We start from the raw sequence: 11,980 nt of genomic DNA, 5'->3' as shown, positions 1-11,980 counted from the left end.
TTCGTTCGCATGGTCCGAATGCGCCACCATCTCGATGGCCGCCGGACACCCGCTCACCGACGAAGACCGCTGGCCTTGGCTCGACACCATCGCCGCGTGGATCGACGAGCGCGTGGTCGCCGGCGAGCCCGCCGTGGTTACCTGCTCGGCGCTGAAGAAGATCTACCGCGACAAGCTGCGCCGCCAAGGCGCGGTGTTCGTCTACATGCAGGGCACATTCGACGAGGTAATGGAACGCCTCTCCCACCGCCAAGGCCACTTCATGAAACCGAGCATGCTGCAATCCCAGTTCGACATTCTCGAAGAGCCGGGCGATGACGAAATTCACGTCAACGTACACATCGGCCAGGCCGATCCCGAACACGAGGCCGTGGCCGTGGCCGGTGCCCTCGGCCTGTGAGCCATCTCTCGGCTCCCCTTAGTCTCACTTCGCCACAAGTGCGGCGCATCGATGAACTCGAACGGCGCATCAGCGAACTTCAGCTGGAGCTGAAGCAGTGTGAAGGCCAGCAAGGGCGAACCGATCGGTCCAGCCGAGCTACTCAGACCAACCAGCCCAGCCAGTCCGTTCAGACCAACCTAACTATCAGAGCGGGCCCTCTGACCAGTCCGAACCATCTGACCGGCCTGTACTTGTTGACTAAGTGTGCGGCCCGTCATTCGTTATGGAACATGCCGGCCATGTATACAGGCAGGTAGGTTACATTCCCTTCGACTGAGACGTTGCACGGGCCAAGCACATAGCCTGTATTGAGATGGTATTCAGGGTGGGCGAGCACGTTGTCCATTGCGCGATGGCGTTTGTAGGATTTGCCGGACTTCACCTCAATCGGCAGCACGTGATCGTTGCGGTCTTGGATGAGGAAATCGAGCTCGCCAAGCTTCTTACTGTTGTAGTAGTACAGGTCAAATCCGTGAGCGCGTAGCTCTTGGGCCACCGCATTTTCATAGATTGAACCGTAGTTGATATCAGGGTTGCCGTCGAGTACGTCGAGCGCGGTTTTCTTGAGAAACGAGCCGGTAAGCAGACCCACGTCGTTGTAAAAGAGTTTGAAGAGGTTACGTTCCTTGCTCATCTCCAACGGTGTGCACGGTTCATCCACGTTGTACGCGGCGACGGCTACATCCGCATTGACCAGCCAATCGAAATCGGAAGCAACCGATTGGAATCTCATGTTCTTTTCGATTTTGGCGAAGGTGAAGCGCTTGTTTGGGTTATTTAACTCGCTGGGCACCAAATCGTAGATAGCGCGGATATGCAGCCGGTCTTCTTTGCGCGCGTATTGGCTGATATCGCGGCGATATTCACGCTTTATGTTCTCTTGTATAGTGCGCACGTCCGCAACGCTGCCGTTTGCCACGAACGAGTCGACCGCGGCAGGCATGCCGCCGATGACCAGATATTTGGAGTACAGCTCCATGAGCTGTTGATGGATGAACTCATCCACTTCCTGGTGCTTGGCAAAGCATTCGGCAAGCATGTTGAATACGTCGTTGCCGATATGCTGCGACCAGCAGAACTCTTGGAAATCCAGTGGATACATATCCAGCTCGGTCAGGTACCCGACCGGTACCGAGCGTATATCTTCGAGCTCGACTCCAAGTAGCGAGCCGGAAAGCGCGTAATCGAACCGACCATCATCTACAAGGAACTTAATTGCGGTGACCATTTCCTTGCAACGCTGGACCTCGTCAAAGAAAATCAGGGTTCTGCCGGGTACTAATGGCGTGTTTACGGCCAGTTCCAGCCTCATCAGTAGGTTTTTGGCATCGCGGGGCCGGTTGAATAATGCAACGAGGTCGGGGTTCTCGATGAAATTGAGCTCGGCGATATGGTCGTAATGCTGTTGGGCAAAGTGCCTGATGATATAGGTTTTGCCAATCTGACGGGCTCCGGTGACCAGCAGTGCAGTGCGTTTCGGTGCGGATCTCCAAGCTTCCAGCTGTGTCTCGATTTTTCTTCGCAGCATGAGAGTCTCCAGTCATTTGTAGGCCTTGCATCTATGCTGGGCACGTTTTCCAACTGTTTATAGAGCATATTTTACACTTTTCCAACCATAAGAATGCGGTTTTGGCTACGTTTTCCAACCTCAGAATGGGGAGTTTTATACACTTTTCCAACTTATGTATGTGGAGATTCTCTATTTCACGTGAGACGAAAGTGGCTCCCCTCTTTGAGGGGAGCCATGGAATACAGCTTTTACTTATGCCAGGTGAGAGCGCATGAACCACTGGAACTTTTCGAGTTCCTGCACGTGATCCTGAATAACGTTGGAGCTGATGACGTCCAGCTCATCCAGCTCAGCGATGGCCTTGCGGTCGTCGGCGATGAAGGCGTCGTAGTACTCGATCAGCGCCTTGAGGTACTCCTCGGTGCCTACGCGGCCCTCGGCGTCGAACGACTTCCACGTGCGGTTGCGCACGATGGCGTCCGCGCGGCCGTCCGGGGTGCCGCCCAGCGTAGCGATGCGCTCGGCGGTTTCGTCAGCCTGGGCCAGCAAGGCCTCGACCTCGGGGTCAAGCATCTCGTGAACGGCGATGAAGTTCGGGCCGGTCACATTCCAGTGAGCGTGCTTCAGGACCAGAGCAGCCTCCTGCTCCTGGCTCAGTCGGTTCTGCAGAATCGCGATGGCCTTCTCGCTGGTCGCCTCATCGAGTCCCGGCACAACAAATGCAAGTGTCATAATGTTCCTTCTTTCTATCGGTGGAACGTTGCTCTTCAATTCTACGATCTGCGGTTCTGCCCCGGGCCGAACAAATAGGTGGTGAATATCACGTGACTATTAGGACCAATTGCAAAAAACTCTCACTGGCAGCGGCTCAGTGAGAGTTTTTGCAAAACGCGGTTAGTTGGCGTCGTCGGTTTGGGGTTTCTCCGGCAGCGGCGCATGGTCCGGGGCGCCGGCTTTGCGGACTTCGATGGTTTCGATGCGGCGGCCATCCACCTTGGTGACGACCATGTTGTAGCCGTCGTCGGAATGCAGCACGTCACCCACCGCACCCATCTTGCCGGTCTTGGACAGGAAGTATCCGGCGACCGTCTCATACGGGCCGTCCTCCAGCTCGATGCCGGTCAGATCGGCGAAGTCCTCAATGGTCATGCTGGCTTCGATCGTGGCCACGCCATTGACGAACGCGGTGCGGGTGGTGCGTTCGCCGCCCTTCTCGCTGGGCAGATCGTACTCATCGCGAATATCGCCCACAAGCTCCTCAGTCATATCCTCAAGCGTCACGATGCCGTCCGTGCCGCCGTACTCGTCGATGACCACGGCCAGATGGATGCCGCGCTTACGCAGCAGTTCCAGGCTCGGCAGCAGCTTGGAGGTGCCGGGCAGGGAGATGCCTTCGCGCACCACATCGCGCACGATCTTGGCGTTCGGATCGCGCACGTCCAGCAGATCGCGCACATGCACGAAGCCGATCACATCGTCGAAATCCTTGCCGGTCACCGGGTAACGGGAGTACGGCTGGTCGCGTACGAACGCGGCGGCCTCGGCCAGGGGCTGGTCGCCCTCGATGAAGACCACGTCGGCACGCGGGCGCATCACCTCGGCGACGATGGTTTCGGACGCATCGAACACATCGTCGAGAATCGTGCGTTCGTCCTTGGAGAGGTTGGTGTTGGAGCTGACCAGCACGCGCAGCTCGTCGTCGGACACCTCGGACTCGGTCTGCTGCGGGTCGAAGCCGAGCAGGCGGACGATGCCGTTCGTGTTCTTGCCGATGAGCCAGATGATCGGGCGGCAGACGGCGGCGAAGGCGTCGATGGCGGGCACCACGGCGCGCGCGATCTGCTCGGTGCGCTGCATGGCGATGCGCTTGGGCACCATCTCGGAGATCACGATGGAGCAGTAGGAGATGATGAGGGTCAGGATGATGTTCACCAGGCCGCCGGCGATGCCGGGGTGCACACCCCAGCTTTCGACCACCGGAATCAGGTAGGGGGCGATGGAAGAGGCGCCGAACGAGGCGGACAGGAAGCCGGAGAGCGTCACGCCGATCTGCACGGTGGAGAGGAAGGTGTTCGGGTCACGTGCGATTTTGGCGACTTTGGCGCCGCGAGCGTCCTCGTGCTCCATTTGCTCGATCTGCGAGCCGCGCAGAGAGACCAATGCCAACTCGGTGCCGGAGAACACGGAACCGATAACGAGAAATACAAAAATCAGGAGGATGTTCAAACCAAGTGACATGCCTTTAACTCTAGGGGAGTGGCACGTCAAATTGGGGTGTGCTGGCTGGGCAGGGTTTGCTAGCTGCGCTGGCTATGTGAGGCGTGATGTGTGTTGACGTGTGTGATGGTGTGAAAGAGTACGCAATGATACGCAATCGTGTCATATGGTGTAATTTCGTGTAATTTGGTACGCAATCGTGTAATTTGGTACGCAATCGTGGCAGATGGTATGTGTTGTGGGCAGGAGTGTGGTCATGGCAGTCAATCCCTTCAAACCAACCGCCGGTAAAATGCCGCCGATTCTTATTGGCCGGCACTCCATTATCGAAGATTTTTCCGAGGCGCTGACCAACGGGGTAGGGGCTCCTGGGCGCATCATGCTGGTCACCGGGCAGCGCGGCTTCGGAAAGACGGTTATGCTCACCGAATTTCGGCGCATCGCCAAAGCGCAGCATTGGGAAGTCATTGGAGAGACGGCGTCCGCAGGACTGGTCACGAGACTCATAGCGGCATTATCGCCTTCGGGATTGCGTCTGGATCAGGCCAATATCAGTCCTTCCATTGGAATTTCCGGCATTGCCACGGCGAGTCTCGGGCAAGCGCACTTTTCCGCGGAATCCAATCCACTGACGTTGCGCAACGCGTTGAACAAGCGGCTGGGCAGTAAGAAACTTGGCAAAGGGAAGGGCATTCTCATCACCATCGATGAGACGCAAGCGGCCTCACACGATGATTTGGTTGCCATTGCTACAGCCGTGCAGCACGTCATTACGGATGCCGATGAAAGTGATACGCCTGATGAGGATAAGAAGGGCGTTGCCATCGTATTTGCCGGCTTGCCGTATATGGTCAACGATTTGCTGGATAACGAGGTAACCACATTCCTGCGCCGTGCGCTACGCCGCGAATTGGATAATGTGCCGCTTCCAGACGTCAAGAATGCGTTCCTGGAAACAGTTGCGGATTCCGGCAAGACCATCAGTGGGGAAGATGCGCTTGAAGCCGCTCGCCAGTCTGAAGGATACCCGTACATGGTGCAGCTTGTTGGCTACTACATGTGGCAATCTGCGCAGCGTCGAGGTTCAGATGTCATTACCGCGGACGACGTGTCGACCGGTGTTTCCGATGCGTTGCTCGCCTTCGACGATGCCGTATGCGCTCCAGCGCTGGATGGCACCACCAGTGCAGAGAGGCTGTTCCTCGCGGCCATGGCCAAGGATTCGCCAAATCCCACGCAGGTGGGTGATATTGCGGATCGCGCGCGCAGAAGTCGAAGCTGGGTGAGCAAGTACCGGGCGGTTCTTATCAAGGATAACCTCATTCGCCCGGCAGGTCATGGGCAGCTGGAATTTGCGGTGCCGCATTTGGGGCAGTATTTGCAGTCGTTGTAGCACCGAATATCGGGTTGGGTTCATTCATTAGGTCAATTATGCGTTCATTTGGTGGGTTGCCGGCATGGTGAGGCGTTGGAATGGCAGCATTTCAATAGTCGGTATCGGGGTCCAGCGACCAAATGAACGCATAATTGACCTAATGAATGAAGTAAGCCGGTTGCAGGCGAGTTGCAATCCGGTTCTACGAATGCCGACGCATCTTGGCCACGGCATTGCTGACGCAAATACGCAGCACAATGGTGAAGACGACCACCATAATCCCCAGAATGCCAATGTTGAACCAGAACTGATCCGTGGTGTGCTCCCATAGATCATCCTTTTTTTGAACATCGGCACCTTGGTGGGGCCATACAGCAGATCGTTGAGCCCGATATCCGAGGCGGCGGCGGAGAAGCCCCAACGCCCGGGGAAGATCATGCTGACCAATTCGAGACTGTCGCGGCCAGTGACCGGAATCATGCCGCCGGAGAACACCAACTGGGCCATAACCAGCACCACCAGCAATGGCATCGTCTGTTCTCCTGACTTCACCAACGCCGAGCCGACCTCGCCCAACAATGCGGAAGTCCACGCAGCCAGCCAGATCGCCAACACCAGTTCGGGTATGCCGGAATCAGTGACCACACCATGGTCCGGGCCGGGCTTGCCGAGGCTGACCGCAGTGGTCAGAATCGCCGCCTGCAACAAGGTTTGCAAACCCATCACGATGAGTTTCGAGGCGGTGTATGACGTGGGCGCCAAGCCCACCGCGCGCTCGCGGTCGTAAATCGCTCGCTCGAAGACGATGTCTCGCACGGACAAAGCCGATCCCATAGAACAGGCGCCCAGTATGACGAGCACAAGCAGTTGACGAATCACCAGAGTGATGGTCTGTTTGATGCGGAATGGCTTTGCCGGTTACTCATGCTCGGTGTGCCGCATGATGGTGGATTCGGCCTGCATCCGCCAGCTGGCGCAACATGGTCATCACCATAAGATCCAGCGCCGGGTCGAGGCCCGAGGTCGGTTCGTCGAGAATCAGCAGTTCGGGGCTGAAGGACCCGTGCACGCGGTTGGCTGTGAGCTGGGACTCGAGCCTTACCGCTTGCGTGCTGCCTGCCAGAACAGTGCCGACGGCATCCGATGGGGAAGGGGATGCGGAGGAAGATGCGGGTGACGGGGATACGGGTGATACTGGCACTGGCGATACTGTCGTCGTTGCCACTGCTGCTGGGCGGGGTTGCTGTTGCAGATGTGCGAGGGCCGGGTTGGCGGTATATGTGGCAGATCCATAATGGATAGTAAGGGTAGGCGGCATTGGTTCAGATTTCCGTGTACTTCAATCTCTCTTAACACAGATGTACCGCGAACACATTGTACCCGGCAAACAAGTCCTGACTGATGGTCAGAAACTCAGCACCTCGACCTTGCCGGTGCTGAGCTGGTAACGGGCGCCGACGATCATGAGCTTGTCAGCGGCGAGGGCCTGCTGGATGACAGGAGACTGTTCCACCAGCGTCTCAATGGTGTGGGCCACATGCACACGCTCGATATCTTCATGCGTGTCGAGCTCGGCTTCGCGCGCCTGCCAGACGGACATGCCGGCCTGGCGCAGAATAATCGATTCGGCGGCGGCGATGTGCTCGTCGAGATCGTCCATCGCGTCCGCGGCCTCCAGTGAGCCGTCGGCTTCGGAAGTGATGGTGTGCATCAGGTCATCCAGCTCCTGCTCGGCGGCCTCGATTGCGCCGCAGTGCTCGTGACCGAGCACACAGATCAGGCTGACATGCAGTTTCTTGACCGCGTACTCCAGCGAGGCGATAACTGCACTATCGATGAGTTGCCCAGCGGTGCGCACGGTGAACAGATCGCCCAGGCCCTGATCAAAAATGATTTCCGGAGGCACGCGCGAGTCCGAGCAGGAAAGCACCGCGGCATCCGGGTTCTGGCCATCAAGCAACGTTTGACGGGTCTCCTGATCCTGCCATGGATGGTCGGGCTTGCCCTCGGCAAAGCGCCGGTTGCCTTGCAGCATGCGACTCCACGTTGCGTTTGCGGTCGATTCCTGTTCAAAGTCTGACTGAGCCATGAAACCTCCATTATCAGCGGGCTGCTGATTGCCATATTAGCGAGTATTCGCGCATAGTCGTGATTGGGGCAACGGCCATTTGGGCACAAGGGTTGCGGGTGGTGTGATAAGGCTCATACGTTACACCCGCGCGAGCCGTGGCTCACCACATTACGATAGGTGGTGGTAAACGCTTGAAGATTAACAATTCCCGAAAGGACCGATGATGACTCTTCTGCAGCATGAACTGACCGATTTCAAGGTGAACGCATTCCAGAACAACGAGTTCCACGAAGTGACCAAGGACGATGTGCTCGGCCACTGGTCCCTGTTCTTCTTCTACCCGGCCGACTTCACCTTCGTGTGCCCCACCGAGCTTGAAGACCTGGCCAAGAACTACGCCAAGTTCAAGGAAATCGGCTGCGAGATCTACTCCGTCTCCTGCGACACCCACTTCGTGCACAAGGCTTGGCACGACGCCAACGAGAAGATCGCCAAGATCGAGTACCCGATGCTTGCCGACCCGACCGCCCTGCTGGCCAAGGATCTCGACACCTACAACGAGGCCGATGGCATGGCCGAGCGCGGCGACTTCATCGTGAGCCCCGAGGGCAAGGTCGTGGCCTACGAGGTCATCTCCTCCAACGTGGGCCGCAACGCCGAGGAGCTGCTGCGCCGCGTGCAGGCCTCCCAGTTCGTCTACGAGCACGGCGACCAGGTCTGCCCCGCCAACTGGACCCCTGGCGAGGAAACCATCGAGCCCAGCCTCGACCTCGTCGGCCAGCTGTGATCGACACTGAATAGGCGGTAACCTTGGCTCCCCTCTCTGAGGGGAGCTGTCGCTGAAAGCGACTGGGGGGAGTGCTCGCGAGAGCTAGCCTGATCCGATATGCTTCCCTCAGTCTCACTACGACAGCTCCCCTCAGAGAGGGGAGCCAGTGTATGTAAGGGAGTTTTCATGACTCAGACCAACAATCTCTATGACGTCGTCGTCATTGGTGGCGGGCCGGCTGGCCTGACGGCCGGCCTGTACTTGGCCCGCGCTCGCTACCGTGTGCTGATTCTTGAAAAAGATGATTTCGGCGGCCAGATCACCATCACCAACGAAGTCGTCAACTATCCGGGCGTGGGCCGCACCACGGGCCGCGCGCTCACCCAAACTATGCGTCAGCAGGCTCAGGACTTTGGTGCCGAATTCCTCTCCGCCGAAGCCACCGGTCTCGACGTGGATGGTGACATCAAAACCATGCACACCTCACGCGGCGACCTCAAGACGTTCGGCATCCTCATCGCCACCGGCGCCAGCCCGCGCAAGCTGGGCTTCGAGGGCGAGGCCGAATACGCCGGCCGTGGCGTGGCCTACTGTGCCACCTGCGACGGTGAGTTCTTCACCGGCAAGGAAGTGCTGGTGGTCGGCGGCGGATTCGCCGCGGCCGAGGAATCCGTGTTCCTGACCAAATACGCCTCCAAAGTCACCGTGCTCGTGCGCGAACCGGACTTTACGTGCGACGCCGCAGTGGCCGCCGAAGCCAAGAACAACCCAAAGATCGACGTGCGTTATCAGGTCGAGCTGAAGGGCGTCACCGCCGGCCAAGGCGGCCTGCGAGAAGCCTCGATCCTGAACCTTGCCACCGGCCAGACCGAAACGTGGAAGCCCGCCGACGCCGGCACCTTCGGCGTCTTCGTGTTCGCCGGCTATGTGCCCGCCACCGATCTGGTGCGCGGCGTAGTGGAGCTCGATGATCACGGTTACGTGGTCACGCACGACTACCTCGAAACCTCGGTGCCGGGCGTATACGCGGCCGGCGATCTGCGCGTCAAGAACCTGCGCCAGGTGGTCACCGCCACCGCCGACGGCGCGATTGCCGCCGTGGAACTGGAGCGTTATGCCAAGCAGATGAGCGAGAAAACCGGCTTGGTGCCGCCGCGTCCCACTGCTTCCGCTTATGAGGAGTCCGAGGCCAAAGCCGCCTCCGCCGCCTCGGCCGCTGGCACGACGCCCGCCCCGGCTCCCGCCAAACGCAGCGCCGATGCCGCAGCCGCAGCCAGCGCCGCCAAGAAGCCCGGCGAACTGTTCTCCGCCGCCATCAAGCAGCAGCTTGGCGTGGTCTTCGGCCGCATGACCCGCCCGGTCACCCTTGCCCTTGAGCTGGACAGCACCCCGCTTTCAGCGGAATTGCAGGGCTTCATCGGCGAGATAGTCGCGTTGTCGAATGGCAAGCTGAACTCGGTCGCCGTCGATGCCGCAGGGCTGATCACGGCGGTGGATGGTGCTTCTGTGCCTACTTCTTTGGTGGTTGGCGAGCCATTGGCCGTCACTTTGCCGGACGGCACCGAACTGCCCACTTATGGTTCGTTGGACGATTCCGGCCGCGCCACATTCGACGTCGCCGGCGTCCTGCCACTCGCCCGCCCAACTGTGCGCATCTGCGTGCCGGCTGAGGGCGACGGCAAGGCCGGCAAGGACGGCAATGGTTCACTGGTCTTCACCGGTCTGGCCTTCCACGGCATACCTTCCGGCCACGAGTTCAACTCGTTCGTGCTTGGCCTGTACAATGCGGCCGGTCCCGGCCAGCCGCTGGGTGATGACCTGGTCGAACGCGCGAAGTCCATCACGGACCCGCTGAACATCATGATCCTCGTCTCGCTCACCTGCACGATGTGCCCGGAAACCGTGCTTGCTTCCCAGCGTATTGCCTCCCTGAGCCCGGCCGTGCGCGCCGAAGCCTACGACGTCTCGCACTTCCCCGAACTTAAGGACCAGTACGGCGCGATGAGCGTGCCCTGCATCGTCATCACCCACGCCGACGGCACCCAGCAAGTCGAATTCGGCAAAAAGAGCATCCCCCAAATGCTCGAACTGGTTGGCGCGTAAGCCGCACGACCTCAGGTACTCAACAGCAACAACAACGATTCTGCCAAAATCGTGACGTACATCGATTGATGCGATCGATGCGCCCGACTCCGGCAGAATCGTTGTTTTGCGGCAGCTCAGCCTCGGTCTTCGACGGCCTTCGTGACGTTTCTGTCGCCGAGGTACTTGACCAGGCTGATGCTGATCAGGGCCACAACGAACAGGCCGGTGAGCACCGGGATGAGTGCGGCGTAGCGGTGGGCCTGATCAGGCGCGTGGGCAACTACGAACGAGGCCAACTGGTTGCCGGACAGACCGGCGAACGCCCAGGCGCTCAGCGTCAGACCGTGCGTGGTGGAGACGGTTTTGGTGCCGAAGTGCTGATCAAGCAGCACGGGCAGCGTCGAGAAACCGCCGCCATAGCCCGCGTTGACGAGGAACAGCATGGCCAGCACGGCCCACAGCAGAGCGTTGTCGATGCTGTTGGTGAAGATCTGCAGCAAGCACACGGCAATCGACATGATGAAGATTACCTGATAGACGGTCTCGCGGCGCTTCAGGTGGTCGGAGAGTGTGGAGAAGCCCACGCGGCCAGCCGTGTTGAACACGGAGTCCACGGCGAGCACCAGTCCGATGATGCCGGAGATGGCGGCGGCAAACTTGGCGGGGCTCAGGTTGGCATACTGCGGGAAGGCCTTGAGCACATCGTGCAGGATGTCCTTCTCTTGACTGATGAGGGCCAGGCCGCAGGTGATGTTGATATAGAAGGCTATCCAGATGCCCCAGAACACGGGCTTCTTGAGGATTGTCTTGCGGCTGACGTGTGAGGTCGCGGGATCGTACACCCAGCCGGCCGGACGCTTGATGAGCAGGAAGCCGACGAACATCATCACCGCGTAGACCGCGGCGAGGATGAAGAACATGCTGACCAGGCCAACCGTGCCGATGAGATATTCCATCAGTGGGCTGGCAATGGCCTTGGCCAGGCCGAAGCCGGCGACGGCGATGCCGGTGGCGAGGCCCTTGTTGTCGGCGAACCAAAGCATCAGGTTCTTGACCGGAGTCAGATAACCGACGCCCAGGCCGATGCCCATGATCGCGCCATAACAGATGAACACGCCCGGCAGGAAGTTCAGGGCGATGCTCACGCCCGTGCCGGCGAAGCCGACCACGAAGCAGACCATGGAGACGAGTGCGGATTTCTTGATGTTTTTCTCCACCATTGGCCCGGCAAACGCGGCGGACATGCCGAGGAAGAAGATGGCGAGTGAGAAGCCCCATTCCACGGAGGCGGGGCTGGCGTGGAGATGGTCAGCGATAAGCTGCTTGAACACGCTCCAGCAATAGACGGTACCGATTGGGATATGAATCAGCAGTGCGGGAATAATCGCGCTGGTCCAACGATTCTCGGTAAACCTTGCCATATATGGACGGATCCTTTCGTAACTGGTGTACGATGACCTGCCGACCCGAACGAGAGTCGTATCGCCCATATCCACGCACATCACGACGGC

10 protein-coding genes are annotated in these 11,980 nt (G+C 59.0%); 4 read left to right on the top strand and 6 right to left on the bottom strand.

What is annotated here, in order from left to right; translation table 11 throughout:
• Positions 1–34 precede the first annotated feature (34 nt).
• Positions 35–400 (top strand): gluconokinase, encoded by a 366-nt coding sequence (locus tag FYJ31_RS01300; protein ID WP_154535758.1) that lies wholly within the window; start codon positions 35–37, stop codon positions 398–400.
• 256 nt (positions 401–656) lie between these two features.
• Here the strand turns inward: FYJ31_RS01300 and FYJ31_RS01295 are convergent, their stop codons facing one another.
• The 3 genes from FYJ31_RS01295 to FYJ31_RS01285 form a co-directional block, all read right to left on the bottom strand.
• A complete protein-coding gene (locus FYJ31_RS01295; RefSeq protein WP_154535757.1) occupies positions 657–1,970 on the bottom strand; it encodes an ATP-binding protein in 1,314 nt (437 codons plus the stop codon).
• Between the two features lie 234 nt (positions 1,971–2,204).
• Positions 2,205–2,684 (bottom strand): Dps family protein, encoded by a 480-nt coding sequence (locus FYJ31_RS01290; protein ID WP_003833096.1) that lies wholly within the window; start codon positions 2,682–2,684, stop codon positions 2,205–2,207.
• 162 nt (positions 2,685–2,846) lie between these two features.
• Positions 2,847–4,190, bottom strand: a complete 1,344-nt coding sequence (locus FYJ31_RS01285; RefSeq protein WP_195839406.1) for a hemolysin family protein — start codon at positions 4,188–4,190, stop codon at positions 2,847–2,849.
• Between the two features lie 235 nt (positions 4,191–4,425).
• Here FYJ31_RS01285 and FYJ31_RS01280 point away from each other — a divergent pair, with 235 nt between their 5' ends.
• Positions 4,426–5,562 (top strand): AAA family ATPase, encoded by a 1,137-nt coding sequence (locus FYJ31_RS01280; RefSeq protein WP_071477778.1) that lies wholly within the window; start codon positions 4,426–4,428, stop codon positions 5,560–5,562.
• Between the two features lie 36 nt (positions 5,563–5,598).
• Here the strand turns inward: FYJ31_RS01280 and FYJ31_RS01275 are convergent, their stop codons facing one another.
• Both FYJ31_RS01275 and FYJ31_RS01270 read right to left on the bottom strand, forming a co-directional pair.
• The gene (locus FYJ31_RS01275) at positions 5,599–6,423 is read right to left on the bottom strand and encodes an ABC transporter permease (protein ID WP_326831155.1); all 825 of its coding nucleotides are present in this window, start codon (positions 6,421–6,423) and stop codon (positions 5,599–5,601) included.
• A gap of 526 nt (positions 6,424–6,949) precedes the next feature.
• Complete coding sequence (locus tag FYJ31_RS01270) at positions 6,950–7,633, bottom strand: carbonic anhydrase (RefSeq protein WP_143724177.1); 684 nt, start codon at positions 7,631–7,633, stop codon at positions 6,950–6,952.
• Positions 7,634–7,838: 205 nt separating this feature from the next.
• Here FYJ31_RS01270 and ahpC point away from each other — a divergent pair, with 205 nt between their 5' ends.
• The gene (gene ahpC, locus FYJ31_RS01265) at positions 7,839–8,402 is read left to right on the top strand and encodes an alkyl hydroperoxide reductase subunit C (RefSeq protein WP_012472063.1); all 564 of its coding nucleotides are present in this window, start codon (positions 7,839–7,841) and stop codon (positions 8,400–8,402) included.
• A gap of 168 nt (positions 8,403–8,570) precedes the next feature.
• A complete protein-coding gene (locus tag FYJ31_RS01260) occupies positions 8,571–10,487 on the top strand; it encodes an FAD-dependent oxidoreductase (RefSeq protein WP_143724178.1) in 1,917 nt (638 codons plus the stop codon).
• A 116-nt stretch (positions 10,488–10,603) separates the two neighbouring features.
• Here FYJ31_RS01260 and FYJ31_RS01255 read toward each other — a convergent pair whose 3' ends face one another.
• A complete protein-coding gene (locus FYJ31_RS01255) occupies positions 10,604–11,890 on the bottom strand; it encodes an OFA family MFS transporter (RefSeq protein ID WP_154535754.1) in 1,287 nt (428 codons plus the stop codon).
• Between the last annotated feature and the right edge of the window lie 90 nt (positions 11,891–11,980).

The organism is Bifidobacterium sp. WCA-178-WT-4B, assembly GCF_009696495.1.
Taxonomy (GTDB): domain Bacteria; phylum Actinomycetota; class Actinomycetes; order Actinomycetales; family Bifidobacteriaceae; genus Bifidobacterium; species Bifidobacterium infantis.
Note: the sequence above shows the minus strand (reverse complement) of the source record. Positions and strands in the feature narration are given on the sequence as shown.

What these genes read in the sequence shown, in the direction of transcription:
- FYJ31_RS01290 (WP_003833096.1), bottom strand. Translation starts at nt 2,684, where the DNA reads ATGACACTTGCATTTGTTGTGCCGGGACTCGATGAGGCGACCAGCGAG.
- FYJ31_RS01295 (WP_154535757.1), bottom strand. Translation starts at nt 1,970, where the DNA reads ATGCTGCGAAGAAAAATCGAGACACAGCTGGAAGCTTGGAGATCCGCA.
- FYJ31_RS01255 (WP_154535754.1), bottom strand. Translation starts at nt 11,890, where the DNA reads ATGGCAAGGTTTACCGAGAATCGTTGGACCAGCGCGATTATTCCCGCA.
- FYJ31_RS01285 (WP_195839406.1), bottom strand. Translation starts at nt 4,190, where the DNA reads ATGTCACTTGGTTTGAACATCCTCCTGATTTTTGTATTTCTCGTTATC.
- FYJ31_RS01280 (WP_071477778.1), top strand. Translation starts at nt 4,426, where the DNA reads ATGGCAGTCAATCCCTTCAAACCAACCGCCGGTAAAATGCCGCCGATT.
- FYJ31_RS01270 (WP_143724177.1), bottom strand. Translation starts at nt 7,633, where the DNA reads ATGGCTCAGTCAGACTTTGAACAGGAATCGACCGCAAACGCAACGTGG.
- FYJ31_RS01260 (WP_143724178.1), top strand. Translation starts at nt 8,571, where the DNA reads ATGACTCAGACCAACAATCTCTATGACGTCGTCGTCATTGGTGGCGGG.
- ahpC (WP_012472063.1), top strand. Translation starts at nt 7,839, where the DNA reads ATGACTCTTCTGCAGCATGAACTGACCGATTTCAAGGTGAACGCATTC.
- FYJ31_RS01300 (WP_154535758.1), top strand. Translation starts at nt 35, where the DNA reads ATGGCCGCCGGACACCCGCTCACCGACGAAGACCGCTGGCCTTGGCTC.